We start from the raw sequence: 20,722 nt of genomic DNA on the forward strand, positions 1-20,722 counted from the left end.
GGTTCCGGCGAGGGTAGTGCTCACCTGCTGGCGGCTACGGCACCGAGTCTCTCCGACCCGGCAAGTCCCATTAGGCGAGGACGTACCGGCCGTGCGGGGCGTTCGCCAGGTGGGCAAGCGGAGCAGGCAGCTTCAGTGACACTTCGCCCTCAGGCGTGACGCGGATCGTCTCATTGCCGAACCGCTTGCCCGATTCGCCGTCCGCCTGCAGGAACCAGCGCTCCGCTTCCCAACGACGCCGCCACGCGTGCCCGGCGAGCTGCGCCGCCTCGAGGTGGTGTCGGGTGTTGAGCAGGCGTTTACCGCCCCGCACGACCCGCACCCGCCCCACCTCGTGATCGGCCCGCTCCCGCTCCAGCCGATCCTTCAGCAGATGCAGTCGCCGGGTCTTTTGGAACCACTCCTGCCGGGTGCGGTATCCGCCCGGCGCCCGCTTCGCGCCCTTCTCGCCCACCGGCAGCGACAACCGGTGCGCGATCGTCTTGATGCCGGCCTCAAGGCTGTGGATGTGCGCGAGCTGGGCGCGCCTGGACAGCGCCCACTGATCGTGGGTGGCCTTGGTGATGCTCCCGGCCCACCGCGAGGACGACGTGTCGGTCAGGGCCCGCTTGCGCCCCGCCCACGTATCCGCGGAGTGCTCCAGGCCCTCAGCGCACCGGCGTTTGAGATCCTTCGAGGCCAGCGACCCCAGATGCGCGCCGACCACACGTAACACCTGCTCGTCGTCCGGCGTGAGGCCCTTGAGACGGGTGCGGATCGCCACACCGGACGGGCCGACGGCCACGAAGGGGGCAGCGATCGTGCGCAGCGACTCACCACGCATCGATGTACCCCCTCCCCAACGCTTGATCAGCAACAGGAAGAACGCTACCGGCCGGCACTGACATTCAGAGCCCGCCAAGCGTCGTGCGCGCTGCAACACCACGAACAGGTACATGCTGGTGCGCACTCACACACACTCCTGCACATCCGAAACCGAACAGCTCCCAACCCCCACCGGATTCCTTCGAGGATGCCCCGACCTTCGGTTATCCACGGGGAGGAATCGGGTTCCTGCGGAGCAGGGCAGGGGTAGCCGGATCGCCATCGGGGCGATTCGGTGTCCATCCCGTGTGGCGTAGTGCCCACCACGCGGTGGGGGGTGGTGGGGTGGGGTGTACAGGTCCTGCCCCACCGTGCTGCTGTCTTTGCTACGGCCTTCGGTCGTACTGAGAGCGAGCGGCGCGCCCCGACACCTTTTGGCGAGAGCCGCAACGTCTTTGAGCCGCCGAAGGCCGGGTGGCCCGGGTCTTCTCCGAGAAGATCTCCACCCGTGCCACCAAGACTGTCTTTCGTCAAACCAGGTGTGGATTCTGGGTTGGTGGGGTGTCGGGGCACTGGTGTTGCTTCCTGCGTGTCTTCAGTTGAGGGTGCCCATGCGTGCCGGCCTGGTCGTTCCGTGGACCCGCCGTGCGTGGGCGGCGTAGCGGCGGCGTCCCAGGGCTGGTATCAGCAGGCGGACGGGTAGCGGCGCGTGGGCAAGCACTGCCTTGATGACGGCAGGGTCACCTTCATACATGGCCATGCCGAAGGCCAGCGGCAGGTCTTTTTTGGGGATCGCGGCCATGCCGTGTTCGCCGAGCTCTCTCCATTCGGCGGCGGTGACGTGCTTCTCGGCCAGCGGCAGCACCCACTTCTCCTCGGTGGCCATGTGTGCCAGGAGTACGGCCAGCAGTGCCTCGAAGGTGCCGGCGAGTTCCTCACCGCCCCGCCCGGTGGAGCGCCAGGCAGGCAGGAGCCCGGTTGCCTCGGCATGAGCCCTGTCGATGCTGTGGTGCTGCTCCTCCATCATGGGCACGATGGACGCGGCCTCCTCGCCTCCCCGTTGGAGGAGCTTGGGCCACAGCAGGAGGTCCTCACCCTCGTGGTGTATGTGCAGGATCCGGCACACGAGTTCCGCATGCGCGGCTACGACGTCGGTGCGTGCGGTGTCGCCTGGTGCGACGTCCCGGATCAGCTGGGGGAGGAGCCGGAATTCGCGGCGCAATGCGGTGTGGGCCATGTACATGTCCCGGACGTCAGCCATGGGTGCGTCGACGGTCGAAGTCACTGCCGTTCCTCGGATTCATAGGTGTGGCTCACCGGGCGCGCCAGGAACCACCTCCCGGAGGTGGGGTGGTTGTCGCATCCCCTGTCCGGGCCGGTGTGCCGACGGTTCAGGTGAGCGACCGCTTTCCGGTCGTTGTGGGGGAGGGGGTCTGCTCATGCAGGTGCATCAGCACGACGCTGATGCCGGGTTCTTCAAGAGCCCAGGACCAACTGCCCCCTTTGCGGATCCATTCCAGCAGGCTGTCACGCGGGCCAGTGAGAACGATCCTGCTCCCCGTGTGCACGATCCTGCCGACTTCTTGTTTTCCCGCTTCCCGGGAGAGGGCCGCGACCGGTCCCGCTCGCCAGGTGCGGCATCGCTTGGCGGATGGGTCTGCGTCCTTGTCCGTGACCTGCCTCGGGCGGCGCCTGCGCAGCCGCCTCAGTACCTCGGGATCGGCGAACGCGTGTCAGTTGTGCCTGGTGCCTGGTGGAACGTGGGCGTGCCGCATCGAGGGGACCGCAGGATGGGGATCCGCCCCGGGCGCTGGGGTTGGGTCCTCAAGCTTGGCCGGGGGAACGATGTCCCGGTGTGTCGCGTCCCGGAGAGGTTCCGAACTTTTTTCGGTATTCACGGTTGAACTGGGATGTGCTTTCGTAGCCGACGCGGTGGGCGATGTCTGCGACGCTTCCCGAGCGGGTCCACAGAAGTGTTCGGGCGGTCTGCAGGCGGATGGTTTTTTGAAACTGCAGCGGTGTCAGGGACGTTGCTGCGCGGAAGTGCCGGTGGAAGGAGGATGGGCTCATACCGCAGAGCCGGGCGAGGGCGGCGATGCTGAGCGGCTCGTGGTAGTGCTCGCGGATCCAGCCGATGGCGCTGCTGGTGTGCGTGAGAGCGTCGGCCCGGCCGATCTGCCGTGTGAGCGCGCCGTGGTCCCCGGTGAGCAGTCGCCACAGGATTTCCCGCTGGTATGACGGGCCGAGGACCCGCAGATCGTCCGGGCAGCGGGCGGCTCGTAGCAGTCGCACGACAGGATCGAGCAGCTTCGGGGGTGCGTCGCTGATGGCCAGTTCCCGGTGGGTGGGGGATGCGGGGGTGCCGGCCGTCTCCAGCAGCAGCGATGCGATGGCCTGTGGTCGGAGGCCCATGATGAAGATCGCGAGCGGGTTGTCGGGATCCGCCTGGACGACCTGGCTGGTCGAGGGCAGGTTGTGTGAGGCGATCACATACGTGCCCGCGCCGTACTCGTAGGGTTCGCCGTTGAGTACGGTGCGCATGGTGCCCTGAGCGACGATCGCCAGGGTCGGGCCGGGCATGGCGGCGACGACCGGGGGTGTCGGCTCGTTGACGACGGCAACGCTCACGCCGTCCGCGATCGTGGCCCTGCGGCGGTCGTCCCCGACGTGTTCGAGGATCAGTGTCCGCAGCTCTTGGAGGGGTTCCATCCTCAAGCCCCCTCGGCCGGTGCCTTGGGGGGCGCGGTGTCGGGGATGGTCAGGCGGCCCGTCGGGCAGAGACCCAGGCGGACTCCTGCGGTCGAGGTCGATCCGGTCGGTGGCGGTGGGAGGAACGGCAGGGGAGGCATGGCTGCTTCATGCGGGGCGGGCGATGGGGGAGGTCTGGCGGTGCGCGGCCGCAGGGCCTTTGGGGGTGGGGCCGGTGGGCGGGTGGTCGGTGCCGTGTGCGGGGTGGGGAGTGGTGGCAGTGGGCCGGGAGCCCGGGTGGGCTGCGAGGGTGTGTCCGTCGGTGTGGGTGTCGTTTGCTGGTTGAAGTTGCTCTTCCGCCCAGATGGTCTTGCCGTGGCCGTTGTGGCGGGTGCCCCAGCGGTGGGTGAGCTGGGCGACGATGAACAGGCCTCGGCCGCTTTCGTCGAGGGTACGGGCTCGCTGTAGGTGCGGGGAGACGTTGCTGCCGTCGGAGACTTCGCAGGTCAGTCCTGTGCCGTGGAGGATCAGACTCAGCCGGACCGGTGGACAGGCATGGCGCACGGCGTTGGTGACGAGTTCGCTGGCGATGAGTTCGGTGGTGGGTGCGGTGTCCTTTAGGCCCCATTCGGCCAGTGTCTGCGAGACGTGCTTGCGGGCTTCGCAGACGGCGGCAGGGTCGGCTGCGAGGTCCCAGCCGGCGACGTTGCTGCTGCCGAGCATGCGTGTGCGGGCGGCGAGTACACCGGCGTGGGCGTAGTGCCTTTCGGACAGCAGGGCATCGAGGGCGGACTGACAGATCGTGTTCAGGCAGGACTGGGATCCAAGGCCCTCCTTGGTCAGTACAGCCCCCTCGGTTTTGGCCGGCGGGTCGGGTGGTGCCGTGGTGTGTGCGGGCAGCAGGAGGACGCTGCCTTCCGCGAGGTCGAGTTCGGTGGTCTCGGTGTGCGGTTGCATCTGCCCGAGCGGCGGGCTGGTAGGAACCTCGAGCGTTGTGGCCACGCCTTCGGGCAGGACGACGGTGGGTGCGGGATAGCCGGCGCTGGCAAGGGTGCAGCGGGCGGTCACGGGGTCGTAGACCGCATACAGGCACCTCGCGGTGATCTCGGGCGCGTCAGCGTGGCGGCGCGCGGTGGTGGGTCGTAGCCGGGCCAGAACGTGCTCCAGGTGGGTGAGGAGTTCCTCCGGTTGCAGGTCTATGTCGGCCAGTGCGCGGACTGCGACGCGAAGTTCGGCGGCGACGGCGGGCGCGGCATCCCCGCCGTTGGGGACGGATCCCGCAACGAGGGCAACGCGGGCGGCCGGCAGGGGTAGGACATCGAGCCAGTAGGCCTGGGGCCGTGTTGTGTCGTCGGCGGTCGTGCACCAGGCGGCGTGTTCGACCGCTGCGGGCTGCGGGAGCAGGTCCGGTGGAAGGTAGGTCACCGGCGGCGGAGGTGTGTCGCGGGAGGGCATGGGGGGCGTCTGCTGCACATCCGAGTCCAGGGGTGCCGTGTCGGCGCGCTGTCCGGGCCCTGCCGCAGGGGGGTGGGGCTGTAGGCGTAGGCGTGCCCGGCAGATGACGATGCTCAGGCCGAGGGACAGCACCGCCGAGGCGATCACGACGGTGCGCCCCCCTTCCGACACCCCGCGGATGGCGAAGCCGTAGACGGCGACGCTGGCCAGCAGCGTTGCCACCCCGATGGTGAGGGTGCGTCGTAGGGGAAGCAGGGCGGCGGCCGCGAGGGGCGCCAGGACCGAGTAGTCGGACCAGCGGACCAGACCGCCTGCGGATGCGCGCAGTTGTACCGCGCAGGTCGCTCCCAGGTAGAGGGCGAGCAAGGAGACCGGCTGCCACGGCAGGCGTCGTGCAGTGCTCATGGTGGTCACTGTCCCTTTGTGGTTGGCGTGTGGTGCGGCGTGTCCGTCCGCTCAGGTCGCCGCCGGCTCTTGCGGGGGCGGCAGCGGCATCAGTTGCGTTGCCTGTATGTCGGCCGGGCCGGCGCAGCGGGCCGGACCGGCATGCACGCGTAGGGGGTGGGTCTGTCGTTTTCCACGGGTCGTCGAAGCGGGCAGGGAGGGCTGCGTGTGGGAGGTTGTGGGGTGTTTGCCGTTTCCACGGTCATGCGGTGGTCTCCGGGGTGTGGGGTGCGTGGGCGGGGCGGTGGACGGCCACCATGGCCAGGTCGTCGTTCAGGTGCCCACCTGCATAGCTCTTGAGGTCCTGGCTGATGTGCCGCAGGAGGATGTGCGGGCACCGCCAGGCCCATGTGGCGGCGCGTTCAGGGAAGGGATAGAAGTTCCCGGCGGCGTTGCGGGCCTCAACGAGCCCGTCGGTGTAGAGCAGCAGCGTGTCGCCGGGAACGAACGCGAAGGTGTCGAGGGGGAATGCGTCGGCTGTGGTTCCGGCCAGGCCAAGTGGTGGAGCGGGCCGACTGCCCCACAGGAGGGTTGTTCGGTCGCGCCTCTTCAGCAGTGGCGGGGGATGCCCGCAGTTGACGATCCTGATCGTCTCTTCCGCGTCGGGAAGTTCGACCAGTGCGGCGGTGATGAAGTGCTCGGCGCTGTCGGGATCGCTCTCGGCCGTCTCGGCCAGGTGTCTGCGGACGCTGCGCTCCAGAGCGGCCGCCAACTGCGGGAGTGTTTCGTGCTCGTGGACAGCCTCGCGGAAAGCACCAAGGAGTGCGGAGGCGTCCTCGATGGCCGGCAAGCCCTTGCCGCGGACGTCGCCTATCAGGATGCGGTTGGTGCGGCCGGTGCGGGCGGCGGCATACAGGTCGCCGCCCACCAGGGCGTGCGCGGTGGCCGCCCGGTACATCGACGCGATCCGCAAGGAGCCCAGTGTGCGGGGGAGGGGCCGCAGCAGGACCCGCTGGGCCGCCTCGGACACGGCTCGTACCTGTGTGAGTTCTCTCAGGTCGCGGTCGTGCAGGGCGCGGGCGGCGATGGCGAAACCGGAGACGGCCAGCAGAGCGCCGATGTGTATGGGCAGCAGAGGCGTGTGCACCAGATCGTCGTGCCAGTCGACGAGGACCACTGCCGCACTGGCGGCCAGGGCCATGGCGACCGTGAGCCGGGTCCGTGCGACTGCCGCGGTGCAGGTGGGGGCCGCCACAAGGAGTGGCGAGAGGTGAATGGCCAGGGGGGCGACGGATGCCACAAGGGTGATCGCCGCGATCAGCAGGACGGGAAGCGCCACCTGCGCTCGGGTGCCGTCGGCCGGTGCCCGGCTGCTGCCTGGGAGGCCAGGCCGAAAGCGCCTTTTCCGTTGCTGTGCCGGACAGACCTCGCGGCCGTCGGGATCCGGCGCTGAGACACCGCTGGCAAGGAATTTCATGGGTGGTCCTGCGAGGGTGAAGCGGGCGCGCGCTCTTTGCCCCTGAGGGGCAGCGCGCGGTGGCGGAGATCATCCAGCCCGTTTGATTCAACAGAGCGGATCTGTCGCTCTTACCGAATCCTTGGCGCATTCTTGCCGTATCGCGAGAGATTGTTTCCGGTATGCGGACTCCAATATGCGACGCGAGGAGGACCGGGTCAAGGCGCAACGCGTTAAGAATCCGAAAACCAGGCGCCGACAATGGCTGACACAATAAGGTGGTTGGCCGCTGACGCCCGGCCTGGTGGCATCATTTGAGCCTTGATCCCTCGCTGCGCCGAGTCCGCTGCATCGTGTCGGATCACCTGGGGGACACGCTGCTTCCGCAGCGTCCGCGGCGTTTATATCCGTGCCGCAAGCTGCCCCCAGTCCGGGATGCTGCACTGGGGATTGAATGGGCTTCGGCCCGAGAATCCAGAGCACCTGCCCGTATCGCCGGTCTACCGGTGCCTCCGACCAGGTGACACCGCCCGGGGCCCCGGCCTTTTGCCGGGGGCATAAATCATTGCGGGGCCAGAAGCCGGAGTCCCGAGCCCGGGGTTGCGAAGAAGGTAATTCTGGGCGAGACCTTGCCGGGCGGGGCAGCAGTGGTGACGAACAGAACAAGGGCCCGCGGGTCCGCCTTGGGGAGAGGGGCAGCGTCAAAGCCCCAGTGCGCGTTCTCCCCTACGAAGGCGGCATCCCGGCGGGCGCAGGAGGTGATACGCGGAGTACAGGTAGCGGGAATGCCGGCGGGCACATCACCTTGAGAGGCTGGCCACATGCTCCGCTGCATGATTGTCGATGACAGCCCGCGCTTCCTCGAAGCTGCCCGCCGTCTGCTCGAGGGCCAGGGCATTGCAGTGGTGGCAGTGGCATCCGACAGCACGCAGGCGTTGCGACAGGCTGAGCACCTCAAGCCGGAGGTGGCGTTGGTGGACATCTATCTAGGTGCCGAAAGCGGCCTGGACCTGGCCCGCCGGCTGCAGCGCGATACCGGCCCGTCTCCTCCGCGGGTCATTTTGGTCTCCAACCACGCCGAGGACGACTATGCCGACCTGATCGAGGAGAGCACCGTAGCGGGCTTCATAGCGAAAACTGGTTTGTCGGGTGATGCCATGCGCGCCCTGCTCGCCGAGGAGGACGAGGATCACCGGGGTGGCTCGGTCATCGGGCCTCCAAAAACGTGATGACCGCCTGGACACGACGGTGATCATCATCGGTCTCCGGCAGGTTCAATTTCGCCAGGATATTGCGCACATGCTTTTCCACCGTTCCTTCGGAGACCCACAGCCGGCGGGCGATGCCGGCATTGGAACGGCCCTCGGCCATGAGCTCCAGCACCTCGCGTTCCCGCGCACTGAGCACCGCCAGCGGCTCCTCCTTGTGACGGGCGGACACCAGCTCCCGCACCAGTGCGGGATCGACCACCGCACCGCCTCTGGCGATCTGCTGCATCGCCTCCAGGAAGTCCTGCACGTCATTGACGCGGCTCTTGAGCAGGTAACCGATGCTGTGGCCGCTGTCCAGCAGTTCCAACACGCACTCCACCTCGGCATACGCCGACAGGACCAAAATGCCCATGTCAGGGAACTCCTGCCGGATGGTGCGAGCTGCGTCCAGCCCTTCAGTGGCCTGTCCGGGCGGCATCCGGATATCGAGTACGACCAGATCCGGCGTCGCTGTGCGCACCATGTCGAGCAGCTGGACGGCATCGGCGGCCTGCCCCACAACCGCGCAGCCCGCACGCTCCAGCAGGCTGGCCAGTCCTTCGCGAAGCAGGACATCGTCCTCGGCGAGGACGATCCGCAGATCCGCCATGGCCGGTCCGCTGCCGCTCGGCCCAGCCCGAGAACCGGACGCCGAGCTTACTGGCCTCATGCCTACCATTGTCCCTGAGCCTCGTCGGGCGAGCACCCCGTAACACGCCCGCACAGACCTGTCGCACCGACAGGGAGGAACCAGTGCACGAGCTCACTTCCCCCACCCGCACAGCCGGCGCCAGGAACGGACTCACACGCCGCGTGATCGTCGTGAGTAGCCTCCTGATACTCCTCATCGGCTTGGCCTTCGCCATCCTGCTCCGCTCGATTGCGGACCTGCGCACCACCCAGCAGCACGCCCAGCAGTCCGAAGAACTGCTCATGGAAATCGACCAGGTACAGCGCCAGTTCTTCAACCTTGAGACAGATGCGCGCGGCTACGCACTGACCGGGCAGCAGCAGTACACCACGCGCTGGCAGGCCGCCCGGGTCGCCTTCCCCAAAGAGGCCGACGCACTGACACACCTGGCCGGCATCAACCCTGAACAGCGGTCCACAGCGCAACGGATCCGGCAAACGGGCATCGCCTACATCAACGAACACCCCATACCGTGGGCAAGCGCCGCACAGCACGACCCCTCAACGAGACAACGCATCACCACAATGGAGCGGGACGACTGGCGCGCGGAGCCGATCCGAGACGAGTTCTATCGCATCGTGGCCACCCGGCAGAGTCTTGTAACGGCCCGTGAGGAACACGCCGTGGCCACCGCCGACCGGGCAGTCGCCGCATCCGTCGCAGGCCTGACCGGATCGATGCTGCTCATCACAGCATTCGCGGGCTACATCATTCGAGCCATCGTGCGTCCCGTGCGCCACGTGGCCGCTACGGCCGACCGACTCGCCCACGGGGATCTGACCGCACGTACGCCGGAAACAGGGGTCAGCGAGATCGGCGGGCTGGAGCGCAGCTTCAACCGCATGGCCGACTCACTGCAGGAAAGCCACGCCGAACTGTCCACCTCACGGTCCAGGATCCTCGCCGCCGCCGACCAGGCCCGGCGACGCATCGAACATGACCTGCATGACGGCGCCCAGCAACAACTGGTCTCGCTCGTACTGGAGCTGAAGGAAGCCCAGAGCGCAGTACCTGCGGGCCAACCGGAGTTGAAGGCCAAGATGGTCCGGGCTGCCGATACGCTGGTAGGGGTGCTGGACAATCTGCGTGAGCTCTCCCACGGTATTCATCCGGCGGTCCTTTCCGAGGGTGGCCTGCCCCCGGCGCTCAGGGCTCTGGCTCGTCGCTCGCCGGTTCCCGTCGAACTCGATGTGGACGCCCCCCGGCGGCTGTCCGAGCCGATCGAGGTGGCGGCCTACTACGTCGTCTCGGAGGCGCTGGCCAACACGGCCAAGCATGCCCACGCGTCCTACGTCCAGGTCTGTGCGCGGGCCGGCGACGACGTCCTGTACCTGTCCGTTCACGATGACGGTGTCGGAGGCGCCGTATTGGGGCACGGTTCGGGCCTGGTCGGCCTCACCGACCGGATAAGGGCCCTGGGCGGGATCCTCACCCTCCACAGCCCCGATGGGCAGGGAAGCACCTTGCGGGCATGCCTTCCCCTGACGGAGCCGCAACCGGCGCAGTCACTTCCGTCCCATTGCTGTGAGGTGGGCGAAGGCGATGCTCTCCCGGCGCCAGGAGACGGCTACCGGTGAGACCGATGCCGGGCAGGACCGTCGGTGCCCTCACGCACGGATTTGTGAGGCCGCCCGGGGCGGCGTGATGTCGAGAGGACCGACGACCTGCTGCAGCGCAGCGGCGGTCTGCGAGATTCGTCCAGGACGTCGCCCGGCCCGATCCCGTCCTTGCCATAGCGCACCTACCACTTCGTCTCCTGTCAGAAGCGGCCGGCGTCACCTAGCGCTCCGACCGCAGGCGACAGCGGTGGTTGCAGTGGAGCACTACCGGCGGGTAGGCGGGGGCGTGCTGAGCCGGGACGGCACCGTCGGCCGACGCGGCCGACGACACTCTGTCAGGAGTCAAACGGTGAAGGCGCAGCACTTTGAGGACCATGGGGTGCTCGGCCAGCAGGGTCAGCGAGCCCCCGGCCTCGCGGATTCGGCGCGCGGCAACGGCCACAGGACGTGCTCCCGCACAGTCCAGGAAGGTGACGTGCCTCAGGTCTATGACGACGTCGGGCTGAGTGCCACTACTGGCGGCGGTAAAGATGGCGTCCATGTGGACGGCGGTGGCGATGTCCAATTCACCGGCAGCAGTCACCACGGTGGGACGGGGTCCGACAAAGACGGTGCAGATGGCTGGCACTTTCGATTCCTCTCTCTTAAGACACTGCTCTCTACGGGGATCCGGGCTTCGGTGCGCCCGGGAAGAAGACAGACAAGGTCACGGGTCAGGGCAGGGATATCGACGCCTGAGGGGACAGAGCGCCGACGGGCCGCAAGCACCGCTGGAGATAGGGCAGATCAGCGAAGCTGCCCAGAGTCGGCCTGACGGCGGTCGGCCACCACGCATCGCGTATGGCCCGGTTCTCGCTAGGCGAGCATCAGGCCGTCCGTGACGGCCCCCACATGCAGGCAATCGAAACGGGCCGGCACTTCTTTGTCAGCAGGACCCCCGCGGCAAAGGCACTGACGCCGTCCTCGATCAAAAGACTCCCGCACCACCTCACTGGTTGCCTGTCGACTCGGCCTGGGCCCGACCGGCCATGCCGGCAGCCCTCGGCAGCCCGTACACATGCGTCACGACCAGCAGGACGCCCTACGGTTGTTCAAATCAACGAACGCGTCCACCCTAGAAACACAACGACGGCACGGTCATCCCGGCCAGCCCCCGTCCCTCCCCCCAGCCAGCGCCACCAGCCATGTGGTACGGACAGAAGCTAAAGGCATTTTGAAGCGGCACGCTTGTCCACCATGGTGTTGAACGAGGAGAAACCTGTCTCAACCATCTCCTGGGCCTTTCGCTCACGGACGCGGGCGGTGCCGGATCGATGTCCGGCACCGCCAGGTTCGTTCTTCAGCCGCTGCTCTGGCCGCTTCCGCTCGCCTCGCTGATCTCGATGTGGCGCGGTTTCGCGACCTCGGCCTTGGGGACGGTGATGGTGAGGATGCCGTCCTTCATGTCGGCTGTGATCTTGTCCGTGTCGACCTCTCCGGGCAACTGGAGCCGGTATTCGAAGGATCCGGTGCGGCGGGTGCTGCGGCGCAGGACGCCTTTGCGTTCCTTTTCCTTGATCTCCCCGGTGACCACCAGTTCCTGGCCGTTGGCCTCGACGTTGACGTCCTTGCTCTTGACGCCGGGGAGTTCGATCTCGACCTGGAAGGCGTCGTCGGATTCCGTGACGTCCGCAAGGGGGGCCCACGCAGCGGCGGGCGCTGCGCTGCCGACCGTGGATTCGAGCAGGCCGCTCATCTCGCCGAGTAGTTGGTCGAACTCGGTCAGGGGGTTGCGGGCCCAGCCGAGGGGCCTGGCCTGTATCGCGCCACCGCCGTGACGCCGGACGGGCGTGGTCATGCCCATCGCCTCCTTCTCCTTTTCGTGATCTCATCGGCCGCCCTTGTCAGGCGAGCCATGCGGACTCCCTGGGACGGGTTCGAGGTGAACTGTCCGTGCTGCCGGGTGTGGCCGTGCGGCTCAGGTACCGGTGGACGAAGTGGATGGCCATCGCACCGTCGCCGACCGCGGAGGCCACCCGTTTGACCGAGCCGCTGCGGACGTCGCCGGCCGCGAAGACACCGGGCAGGCTGGTCTCCAGGGTCAGGCAATTGCGGCCCTGGCTCTGCCACAGTTCGGGGACGGAGCAGGCCTGGGCCTCGGACCCGGTGAGCACGAAGCCCCGCGTGTCGAGCGCTACCGTGCCGGACAACCACTCGGTGTTCGGGTCCGCGCCGGTGAAGACGAACAGGGCACGGACCGCGATGCGGTCGCGCTCACCCGAGCGGTGGTCGACCACCTCGACCGAGTCCAGCACCTGGTCGCCGATCGCCTGGGTGACTTCGCTGTGCAGCAGCACGCGCACCCGTGGGTTGCGTTCGATCTGGTCGATCAGGTAGCGGGACATGTGGATGGCGAGATCGGGTCCGCGGACGAGCAGGTAGACCTGTGGCGCGTATCCGGCGAGGAACAGTACGGCCTGGCCCGCGGAGTTGCCGCCACCGACCACCGCCACGGGGTCGGCGTGGCACTGCTGCGCTTCGTAGACGGTCGCCGAGTAGTGGACGCTTGTGCCCTCCAGCCGTTCGATGCCGGGTGCGTGGAGGCGGCGGTAGCGGGCTCCGGTGGCCAGCAGGACGGTGCGGGCGGCGATCTCGGTTCCGTCGGCGAACATCATCGTGTAGTGGTCGTCACGCGGCTCGAGCCGGGTCGCTTCCGCCGGTATGGTGATCTGGGCTCCGAACTTGTTCGCCTGGAGCACTCCGCGCTCGGTGAGTTCGGCGCCGGAGATGCCCGAGGGGAAGCCGAAGCAGTTGTCGATGCGCGAGGACGTCCCGGCCTGGCCGCCGGTGGCGATCGCCTCGACGATGGTCGTGCTCAGGCCTTCGGAGGCGGCGTTCACCGCGGCGGCGAGGCCGGCGGGGCCGGAGCCGACGATGAGGAGGTCGCCCAAGCCGTTTTTGGCGGGCAGCGGCGGCAGGCCGATGAGCCGGGCCAGTTCGGCGTTGCTGGGGTTGCGCAGCAGGGTGGTGTCCCGCCAGATGACCAGGGGTGTCTCCTCCGGTCCGATGCCGAAGCGGCGCAGCAGCGCCTCGGCCTCCTCGTCGGTCTCCAGGTCGATCCAGCGGTGCGGCAGCCGGTTGCGGGCGGCGAACTCTCGCAGCCGCCGGGTGTCGGCCGAGTAGTGCGAGCCGATGATGCGGAATCCGGCTCCTTGCCCAACGAGCAGGGCCCGGCGGCCCAGACAGGCACGCAGCACCAGATCGCCGAAAGTGGCGTCCCGGGTCACCAAGTCGCGCAGCTGATCCATGGACAGGACGAGGATTTCTCCGGGGTCCCTGACCACAGCGGTGTAGAAGGCCACCTGTCCGTGCAGGAGACCGAGTTCGCCGATGAAGCGGCCGGGGCCGTGCACGCGCAACAGGTGTTCGTCAGGTGTGCCGTAGTCCTCAACGATGGCGACGGAGCCGGTGAGGACGACGCAGAACATCTCGCAGCGTTCCCCTTCCCGGATCAGTACGTCACCGGGGTCCACCGCACGTCGCCTGCCGCGCTCGGCGAGGCGGTCTATCTGGTCTTCCGACAGGCGGGGATAGGCGCCGTAGACGTCCGGGCTCTCGAAGGGGACGGCCTCCTCCGCCTCGTCCGGCGCCGATGTGCCGCGCGGCCGTGTCTCGTCGCCGGACATCAGACGAACGCCTCGTGGACGAAGCACCACCGCCAGTCCTCGCCGGGCTCCAGCGACGCCACGATCGGGTGGCCGTCGGCGGCGGCGTGGCGGCGTGCGTGGCGGTTGGGGGAGGAGTCGCAGCAGCCGACGTGCCCGCAGGTCAGGCAGAGCCTGAGGTGGACCCAGGGGGATCCGAGGCGCAGGCACTCCTCGCAGCCGTCGGTATGCGGCCGGACGGGTCGTACGAAGGCGAGGTGGGGGTCGGTGCGCAGGGTCATGGGACATCACCCTTTCCGGGCCGGTTCGCGGCCCGCGATCGACTGTTCTATCCACTGGCGCAGAACGGGGGCGGGCGCGGCCCCCGCCTGCCGGGCGACGGTCTCCCCGTGGTCGAGGACCAGCAGTGTGGGCACAGCTTGGACCTCGAACCTCCGTGCCAGCCGTGGGTTGTTGTCGATGTCGACCTTGGCCAGCTTGATCCGTCCGGCGAGGTCGGTGGCGACCTCCTCCAGGGCGGGGGTGACCATCCGGCAGGGGCCGCACCAGGTCGCCCACAGGTCGACCACGACGGGCACGGAGGCCTTCTCGACCACGTCCGTGAAGTCGTTGTCCCCCGTGTCGACCATCCAGGGCAGGGGCTGCTTGCAGTGGCCGCACCTCGGGCGGCCCTCGGCGGCCACGGGCACGCGGTTGGCGCGCCCGCAGTGAGGGCAGCTGACGGTCGTCTCTCGCGCGGTGCTCATGCGGCCCTCTCCTCTCTCAGGGCCTCGGGCTGGTCGTAGGTGACGACCAACTCGCCGTGCTCGGCGTCGACGCGGATCGTGGCGCCGTCCTGGACGTCGCCGCGTAGCAGGGCTCGTCCGACGAGGGTTTCGACCTCGTGGGAGATGTAGCGGCGCAGCGGGCGTGCCCCGTATACCGGGTCGTAGCCTTGGTGGGCGATCACTTCCCGGGCAGCGTCGGTGAGTTCGACGGTGATGCGGCGTTCGGCGAGCCGCCTGCGCAGTTCGTCGAACTGCAGCTCCACGATCCGCTCGATCTGCCGCTCGCCGAGCGGTTTGAACAGCACGATGTCGTCGACGCGGTTGAGGAACTCCGGGCGGAAGTGCCCGCGCAGCTCGCCCATTACCAGGGCGCGGGCGTCGGGCTTGATCTCCCCTTCGGCGGTGGCGCCGTCGAGGAGGTGCTCGGAGCCGATGTTGGAGGTCATGATGATCACGGTGTTGCGGAAGTCGACGGTGCGGCCCTGCGCATCGGTGATGCGGCCGTCATCGAGGATCTGCAGCAGGGTGTTGAAGACATCGGTGTGCGCCTTCTCGATCTCGTCGAACAGCACAACCGAGTAGGGCTTGCGGCGTACGGCCTCGGTGAGCTGGCCGCCTTCCTCGTAGCCGACGTATCCGGGCGGTGCGCCCATGAGCCGGCTGACGGTGTGCCGTTCCTGGTACTCACTCATGTCGAGGCGGACCATGTTCTCCTCGGAGTCGAACAGGGTCGCCGCGAGGGTCTTGGCCAGCTCGGTCTTTCCGACGCCGGTGGGGCCGAGGAAGATGAACGAGCCGATGGGGCGGCGAGGGTCGCGGATGCCGGAGCGGGCGCGGATGATGGCGTCGGCGACGAGCTTGACGGCTTCGTCCTGGCCGATGACGCGCTCGCGCAGGATCTCGTCGAGGCGCAGCAGTTTCTCGCGTTCGCCCTCCTGGAGGCGGGCGACGGGGATGCCGGTCCAGGCGGCGACGATCTCGGCGATCTCCTCCTCGGTGACGACCTCGCGCAGCAGCCGGTTCTGCCCTTGTTTGGCGGCCAGTTGCTCCTCTTCGGCGGCCAGTCGGCGTTCCAGGTCCTGGAGTCGGCCGTAGCGGAGTTCGGCGGCGCGGTTGAGGTCGTAGGCGCGTTCGGCCTCCTCTGCCTCGTGGCGGACCTGCTCCAGTTCCTGGCGCAGTTCCTGCACGCGGCGGATGGCCTGCCGTTCGGCCTCCCACTGGGCGTGTTTGGCGTCGGCTTCGCCGCGCAGGTCGGCCAGTTCCCTGCGCAGCTCCTCCAGGCGGGTTTTGCTGGCGGGGTCGGTCTCCTTGGAGAGGGCCGCTTCCTCGATCTCCAGGCGGGTGACGCGGCGGGTGATCTCGTCGAGTTCGGCGGGCATCGAGTCGATCTCGGTGCGCAGCCGGGCGCACGCCTCGTCGACCAGGTCGATGGCCTTGTCGGGCAGGAACCGGTCGGTGATGTAGCGGTGGGAGAGGGTGGCCGCGGCGACCAGCGCGGTGTCCTGGATCTTGACACCGTGGAAGACTTCGAGGCGTTCGCGTAGGCCGCGCAGGATGGAGATGGTGTCCTCCACGCTCGGCTCGTCGACCAGGACCTGTTGGAAGCGGCGTTCGAGGGCGGCGTCCTTCTCGATGTGCTTGCGGTACTCGTCGAGGGTGGTGGCGCCGATCATGTGGAGTTCGCCGCGGGCGAGCATGGGCTTGAGCATGTTGCCGGCGTCCATGGCGCCTTCGGCGGCGCCCGCGCCGACGACGGTGTGCAGTTCGTCGATGAAGAGCAGGATCCTGCCCTGGGCTGCTTTGACCTCGCTGAGGACGGCCTTGAGGCGTTCCTCGAATTCGCCGCGGTACTTGGCGCCGGCCACGAGGGAGCCCATGTCGAGGGCGAACACTGTTTTGTCGCGCAGGCCCTCGGGGACGTCGCCGCGGACGATGCGCTGGGCGAGGCCCTCGACGATGGCGGTCTTGCCGACGCCGGGGTCGCCGATGAGGACGGGGTTGTTCTTGGTCTTGCGGCTGAGGATCTGGGTGACGCGGCGGATCTCGGCGTCACGGCCGATGACCGGGTCCATCCGCCCGGACCGAGCCTCGAGGACCAGGTCGCGGCCGTACTTCTCCAGCGCCTCGTAGGCCACTTCGGGGTTGGCGGAGGTGACGCGTTGATGGCCGCGGACCTGGGTGAGTGCGCTCAGGAACGACTCCCGGGTCACGCCGTGCTCCTTGAGTAGGCGCCCGGCGGCGGTCGCCGAGCCTTCCTCTGCCAGGGCGAGCAGGAGGTGTTCCACGGACACGTACTCGTCCTTGAGGCGTTTGGCCTCCCGTTCGGCCGCGTCCAGTAGGCGGGACAGGCGCTGGGTGACGAAGACCTGGCCGGGTGCCGCGCCGGGGCCGGTGACCTTCGGGCGGCGGGAGAGTTCCTCGCGCACGGCCGCGCGCAGTTCCTTCGGCTCGGTGCCGGCTTGTTGCAGCAACCGTGGGATCAGGCCGTCCTCCTGATCGAGAAGTGCGAGCAGCAGGTGTTCCCCGTCGACCTCTGTCTGGCCCATGCGGACGGCCGCGCTCTGGGCCTCCTGGAGGGCTTCCTGGGACTTGTGGGTGAGACGGTTCATGTCCATGGGGGTGTTTCACTCCTCATGCCGTGGCGGCGCAGGGCGGCTTCGAGCAGGCTGATGCGGTCCAGCAGGTCGAGCACCAGGCCGATGGATGCGTAGTTGAGGCACAGCCCGGTGCGCAGCCGCTGGATGCGGGCAAGGACCGCCGGTGCCGTGAGGTCGAACACCAGGCGCCCCGCGGCGTCGCGCTCGGCCTCGACCAGGCCCAGAGCGACGAACCGGCGGATGAGGTCGGGATGGACGCCGGAGCGGCGGGCCACGGTCTGCAGAGAGAGCCTGGGCACCGGCACGATCGCGTACCGGACCCGTGCCGGCGCGGGAGCTGTCAGCCGAGACGCCTGGCGCGCCCCGGCGCGTGGGTCACTCATCGTGTCCTCCTGGGGTCGAACGAGGAGACGGCGGCGAGCTCCTCGAACAGTTCGCGCTCCCGGTCGCTGAGCCTGGGCGGCACCATGATCCGGAGCTCGGCGTAGAGGTTGCCGTTCGTGCCGCGCGGGTTCGGCATGCCCTCACCGCGCAGCCGCAGCCGCCGGCCGCTGGACGAGCCCGCGGGCACGCTCACCTTCGCCGTCTCCCCGCTCGGCGTGGGCACCGGCACGGTCGCACCTAGCGCGGCCTCCCAGGGGGCGACCGGAAGCTGCACGTACACGTCCCGGCCGTCGAGGCGGAACTGGGGGTGCGGCTGGATCCGCACCCGCAGGTACAGGTCCCCCGCGGGGGCGTCACCGTTGCCCCGGCCGCCCTCGCCCGCCAGCCGGATACGCTGCCCGTCGGTGACACCCGGTGGCACGTCGACCTCGTACCGCCGCGGCTGCCCGGTGGGACCGGCGAGCGTGACGGTGCGACGGCCGCCTCGGTACGCCTCCTCGACGGTGAGCGGCAGTTCGGCCTCCTGGTCCGCTCCGGGGACACGCACCCGTCCGGCGCCCCCGAAGAACGAGCCGAACAGATCGTCGACGTCGACGCCCTCCGCGCCGAAGCCGCTGGTGGCGTACCGGACCCGGGGGCCGTCTCCGGTGGACCAGCGGAAGCCGCCGCCGGGTCCCGCGCCTGCACCGACCCGCTCCTCCCAGTCCTCGGGGACCTTCCGGAAGTCCTCGCCGAAGCGGTCGTAACGGGCCCGCTGGTCGGGGTCGGACAGGACACTGAAGGCCTCATTGATCTCCTTGAACCGCTCCTCCGCCGCGGGGTCCTTGTTGACGTCTGGGTGGTACCTGCGGGCCAGCTTGCGATACGCCCGCTGGATCTCGTCCTTGTCGGCGTCTCGTGGGACCCCGAGAACCTCGTAGAAGTCGCGTGCCATGGCCGCTCACTCCCGCTTGGCGACGGTCACGGCGGCCGGCCTCAGCTGCCGCTCGGCCTCGCCGTAGCCGGGGCGCAGCACCTGCGCCACGGTGTTCGGTTCGGCGTCGGGGTCCTGGACCACGCCGACGACCTCGTGCCGGGAGGGGTCGAACGGGACGCCGGTCTCGGCGTGACGCTCGTAACCAAGGCGTTCAAGGATGGACACGGCCTGGTCGCGCACGGCGCGAACCCCCTCGATGATCGCCCCGGGGTCGGAGCCCGCGTGGTTCAGGGCCAGTTCGAGGTTGTCGATGACGGGAAGGAAGGCCGCGGCCGTGCGGGCGCGTTCGACCGCGCGCTCCCGGTCCAGTTCCCTGGCGTGTCGCTTGCGCAGGTTGTCCAGATCGGCGAGAGCACGCCGCCAGCGGTCCTCGACCTCTTTCAGCGCGGCCGCGTACTCGTCCTCGACCCCGGCCGGACCGGTGGCCGCGTCGGGCCCCGGTTCGGCCTCCGTGGTCGGCGGCGCGGGCTCGGGCAGGTGGCCCTGCGGCGGTTGTGCGGCGCCTTCGGGCGGTAGGTCGGACGATCGGTCCTGGGGAGGGATCGGCATGGCGGGTACCTCAGCCCTTGTCGAACTCGGCGTCGATCACGTCTTCGTCGGCGCCGGCACCGCCCTGCCCGGAGCCGTCCGGCCCGGTGGTGTCCGACGGACCACTCGCCGCCGCGGCTTCGGCCTGGTGGGCGGCGAGCCCGGCGTAGACCTGCTGGAGTTCGGAGGTCAGGGGCCTGACCTTGTCCACTCCGGCCTCGTTCTTGACCGCGTCGCGGGCCTCTGCCACCAGCATCTCGGCGCGTGCCTTTTCGTGCGCGGGCGCTGCGTCGCCCAGTTCGGCGAGGCGCTTTTCGACCTGGTAGGCGATCGCGTCGAGTTCGTTGCGGGCGTCGACGGCCTCGCGGAGTGCCTGGTCCTGGCCCCGGTTGCTTTCGGCTTCCTGGACCATGCGTTCGACCTCGCTGCGGTCCAGGTTGGAGCTCTCGCTGATGGTGATGCCCTGTTCCTTGCCGGTGTCCTTGTCGCGCGCGCTGACGTGGAGGATGCCGTTGGCGTCGATGTCGAAGGTGACCTCGATCTGTGGTTCGCCTCGCGGCGCCGGCCGGATGTCGGTGAGCTGGAACCGGCCCAGCACCCGGTTGTCGGCGGCCCGCTCGCGCTCGCCCTGGAGGACGACGATGTCGACGGCGGGCTGGTTGTCCTCGGCGGTGGAGAAGGTCTCGCTGCGGCGCACCGGGATGGTGGTGTTCCGCTCGATGATCTTCGTCATCACTCCGCCGCGCGTCTCCACGCCCAGCGACAGGGGGGTGACGTCGAGCAGCAGGACGTCCTTGACCTCGCCCTTGAGCACCCCGGCCTGGATCGCGGCGCCCAGGGCCACGACCTCATCGGGGTTCACGCTCATGTTGGGTTCCTTGCCGCCGGTCAGCCGGCGCACCAGCGCCTGGACGGCGGGGATGCGGGTGGAACCGCCGACGAGGATGACCTCGTCGATGTCGCTCTCGCCGACCTTGGCGTCGGCCATCGCCTGCTGGACCGGACCGAGGCAGCGCTCGACCAGGTCGCCGGTGATCTGCTCGAACGTGGACCGCATGATCGAGTCGGTGAGGTGCTTGGGCCCGGAGGCGTCGGCGGTGATGAACGGCAGGCTGACCTGGGTCTGGGTGACGGAGCTGAGCTCGGTCTTGGCCTTCTCCGCCGCCTCGAACAGGCGTTGCAGCGCCTGCGGGTCCTTGCGCAGGTCGATGCCGTTCTCCTTCTGGAAGTCGTCCGCGAGGTAGTCGACCAGACGCCGGTCGAAGTCGTCGCCGCCCAGATGGCTGTCACCCGCCGTGGAGCGCACCTCGACCACGCCGTCGCCGACGTCGAGGATGCTCACGTCGAAGGTGCCGCCGCCCAGGTCGAAGACGAGGACGGTCTCGTGCTGCTTTTTGTCCATGCCGTACGCGAGGGCGGCCGCCGTCGGCTCGTTGATGATCCGCAGCACTTCCAGTCCCGCGATCCGTCCGGCATCACGGGTCGCGGTGCGCTGGGCGTCGTTGAAGTAGGCGGGCACCGTGATGACCGCCTCCGTGA

General features: G+C 68.7%; 17 protein-coding genes and 1 pseudogene. 2 read left to right on the plus strand and 16 right to left on the minus strand.

Features of this window, described 5'->3' with window-relative positions; all coding sequences use genetic code 11:
• Nucleotides 1–76: 76 nt before the first annotated feature.
• The 5 genes and pseudogenes from ACWDA7_RS37030 to ACWDA7_RS37050 all read right to left on the minus strand — a co-directional run.
• Nucleotides 77–823: pseudogene (locus tag ACWDA7_RS37030) on the minus strand (IS200/IS605 family accessory protein TnpB-related protein); the annotation flags it as partial.
• A 576-nt stretch (nucleotides 824–1,399) separates the two neighbouring features.
• Entirely contained in the window at nucleotides 1,400–2,089 is a 690-nt protein-coding gene (locus ACWDA7_RS37035; protein ID WP_450610362.1) for a hemerythrin domain-containing protein, read from the minus strand.
• Nucleotides 2,090–2,628: 539 nt separating this feature from the next.
• A complete protein-coding gene (locus ACWDA7_RS37040; RefSeq protein ID WP_450610364.1) occupies nucleotides 2,629–3,513 on the minus strand; it encodes an AraC family transcriptional regulator N-terminal domain-containing protein in 885 nt (294 codons plus the stop codon).
• A gap of 147 nt (nucleotides 3,514–3,660) precedes the next feature.
• Nucleotides 3,661–5,352, minus strand: a complete 1,692-nt coding sequence (locus ACWDA7_RS37045; RefSeq protein ID WP_450610366.1) for a SpoIIE family protein phosphatase — start codon at nucleotides 5,350–5,352, stop codon at nucleotides 3,661–3,663.
• A 241-nt stretch (nucleotides 5,353–5,593) separates the two neighbouring features.
• Complete coding sequence (locus ACWDA7_RS37050) at nucleotides 5,594–6,670, minus strand: PP2C family protein-serine/threonine phosphatase (protein WP_450610368.1); 1,077 nt, start codon at nucleotides 6,668–6,670, stop codon at nucleotides 5,594–5,596.
• Nucleotides 6,671–7,620: 950 nt separating this feature from the next.
• Between ACWDA7_RS37050 and ACWDA7_RS37055 the strand changes: the two genes are divergently transcribed.
• Nucleotides 7,621–8,016, plus strand: coding sequence for a response regulator (locus ACWDA7_RS37055; protein WP_450610370.1), 396 nt, complete (start codon nucleotides 7,621–7,623; stop codon nucleotides 8,014–8,016).
• Here the strand turns inward: ACWDA7_RS37055 and ACWDA7_RS37060 are convergent.
• Nucleotides 7,994–8,647: a response regulator gene (locus ACWDA7_RS37060; RefSeq protein WP_450610372.1), complete on the minus strand. Its 654-nt coding sequence runs from the start codon at nucleotides 8,645–8,647 to the stop codon at nucleotides 7,994–7,996. The genes ACWDA7_RS37055 and ACWDA7_RS37060 overlap by 23 nt on opposite strands.
• A gap of 242 nt (nucleotides 8,648–8,889) precedes the next feature.
• Between ACWDA7_RS37060 and ACWDA7_RS37065 the strand changes: the two genes are divergently transcribed.
• Complete coding sequence (locus ACWDA7_RS37065) at nucleotides 8,890–10,305, plus strand: HAMP domain-containing protein (protein WP_450610374.1); 1,416 nt, start codon at nucleotides 8,890–8,892, stop codon at nucleotides 10,303–10,305.
• 202 nt (nucleotides 10,306–10,507) lie between these two features.
• Here ACWDA7_RS37065 and ACWDA7_RS37070 read toward each other — a convergent pair whose 3' ends face one another.
• The 10 genes from ACWDA7_RS37070 to dnaK all read right to left on the minus strand — a co-directional run.
• The gene (locus tag ACWDA7_RS37070; protein ID WP_450610376.1) at nucleotides 10,508–10,915 is read right to left on the minus strand and encodes an STAS domain-containing protein; all 408 of its coding nucleotides are present in this window, start codon (nucleotides 10,913–10,915) and stop codon (nucleotides 10,508–10,510) included.
• A 711-nt stretch (nucleotides 10,916–11,626) separates the two neighbouring features.
• A complete protein-coding gene (locus ACWDA7_RS37075; RefSeq protein ID WP_450610378.1) occupies nucleotides 11,627–12,124 on the minus strand; it encodes an Hsp20/alpha crystallin family protein in 498 nt (165 codons plus the stop codon).
• 46 nt (nucleotides 12,125–12,170) lie between these two features.
• The gene (locus ACWDA7_RS37080; RefSeq protein WP_450610380.1) at nucleotides 12,171–13,952 is read right to left on the minus strand and encodes an FAD-dependent oxidoreductase; all 1,782 of its coding nucleotides are present in this window, start codon (nucleotides 13,950–13,952) and stop codon (nucleotides 12,171–12,173) included.
• Nucleotides 13,952–14,212 carry a UBP-type zinc finger domain-containing protein gene (locus tag ACWDA7_RS37085; protein WP_450610382.1) on the minus strand — a complete coding sequence of 87 codons (261 nt, stop codon included), beginning with the start codon at nucleotides 14,210–14,212 and terminating at the stop codon, nucleotides 13,952–13,954. Before ACWDA7_RS37085 ends, ACWDA7_RS37080 begins: the two co-directional genes overlap by 1 nt.
• A gap of 6 nt (nucleotides 14,213–14,218) precedes the next feature.
• Nucleotides 14,219–14,677, minus strand: coding sequence for a thioredoxin (gene trxA / locus ACWDA7_RS37090; RefSeq protein ID WP_450610384.1), 459 nt, complete (start codon nucleotides 14,675–14,677; stop codon nucleotides 14,219–14,221).
• Nucleotides 14,674–17,313, minus strand: coding sequence for an ATP-dependent chaperone ClpB (clpB, locus tag ACWDA7_RS37095; RefSeq protein WP_450610386.1), 2,640 nt, complete (start codon nucleotides 17,311–17,313; stop codon nucleotides 14,674–14,676). Before clpB ends, trxA begins: the two co-directional genes overlap by 4 nt.
• The gene (locus tag ACWDA7_RS37100) at nucleotides 17,304–17,678 is read right to left on the minus strand and encodes a chaperone modulator CbpM (protein WP_450610388.1); all 375 of its coding nucleotides are present in this window, start codon (nucleotides 17,676–17,678) and stop codon (nucleotides 17,304–17,306) included. Before ACWDA7_RS37100 ends, clpB begins: the two co-directional genes overlap by 10 nt.
• Entirely contained in the window at nucleotides 17,675–18,613 is a 939-nt protein-coding gene (locus tag ACWDA7_RS37105) for a DnaJ C-terminal domain-containing protein (protein WP_450610390.1), read from the minus strand. Before ACWDA7_RS37105 ends, ACWDA7_RS37100 begins: the two co-directional genes overlap by 4 nt.
• A gap of 6 nt (nucleotides 18,614–18,619) precedes the next feature.
• Nucleotides 18,620–19,204 (minus strand): nucleotide exchange factor GrpE, encoded by a 585-nt coding sequence (locus ACWDA7_RS37110; protein ID WP_450610392.1) that lies wholly within the window; start codon nucleotides 19,202–19,204, stop codon nucleotides 18,620–18,622.
• A 10-nt stretch (nucleotides 19,205–19,214) separates the two neighbouring features.
• Nucleotides 19,215–20,722: molecular chaperone DnaK (gene dnaK, locus ACWDA7_RS37115; protein WP_450610394.1), on the minus strand; the 1,508-nt coding region annotated here is incomplete at its 5' end.

The organism is Streptomyces sp. NPDC001156 (assembly GCF_053598275.1).

Excerpts from the sequence above, each read along its gene's own strand:
- ACWDA7_RS37040 (WP_450610364.1), bottom strand. The coding sequence starts at position 3,513 with ATGGAACCCCTCCAAGAGCTGCGGACACTGATCCTCGAACACGTCGGG.
- ACWDA7_RS37045 (WP_450610366.1), bottom strand. The coding sequence starts at position 5,352 with ATGAGCACTGCACGACGCCTGCCGTGGCAGCCGGTCTCCTTGCTCGCC.
- ACWDA7_RS37055 (WP_450610370.1), top strand. The coding sequence starts at position 7,621 with ATGATTGTCGATGACAGCCCGCGCTTCCTCGAAGCTGCCCGCCGTCTG.
- ACWDA7_RS37060 (WP_450610372.1), bottom strand. The coding sequence starts at position 8,647 with ATGGCGGATCTGCGGATCGTCCTCGCCGAGGACGATGTCCTGCTTCGC.
- ACWDA7_RS37075 (WP_450610378.1), bottom strand. The coding sequence starts at position 12,124 with ATGACCACGCCCGTCCGGCGTCACGGCGGTGGCGCGATACAGGCCAGG.
- ACWDA7_RS37080 (WP_450610380.1), bottom strand. The coding sequence starts at position 13,952 with ATGTCCGGCGACGAGACACGGCCGCGCGGCACATCGGCGCCGGACGAG.
- ACWDA7_RS37085 (WP_450610382.1), bottom strand. The coding sequence starts at position 14,212 with ATGACCCTGCGCACCGACCCCCACCTCGCCTTCGTACGACCCGTCCGG.
- trxA (WP_450610384.1), bottom strand. The coding sequence starts at position 14,677 with ATGAGCACCGCGCGAGAGACGACCGTCAGCTGCCCTCACTGCGGGCGC.
- clpB (WP_450610386.1), bottom strand. The coding sequence starts at position 17,313 with ATGGACATGAACCGTCTCACCCACAAGTCCCAGGAAGCCCTCCAGGAG.
- ACWDA7_RS37100 (WP_450610388.1), bottom strand. The coding sequence starts at position 17,678 with ATGAGTGACCCACGCGCCGGGGCGCGCCAGGCGTCTCGGCTGACAGCT.
- ACWDA7_RS37105 (WP_450610390.1), bottom strand. The coding sequence starts at position 18,613 with ATGGCACGCGACTTCTACGAGGTTCTCGGGGTCCCACGAGACGCCGAC.
- ACWDA7_RS37110 (WP_450610392.1), bottom strand. The coding sequence starts at position 19,204 with ATGCCGATCCCTCCCCAGGACCGATCGTCCGACCTACCGCCCGAAGGC.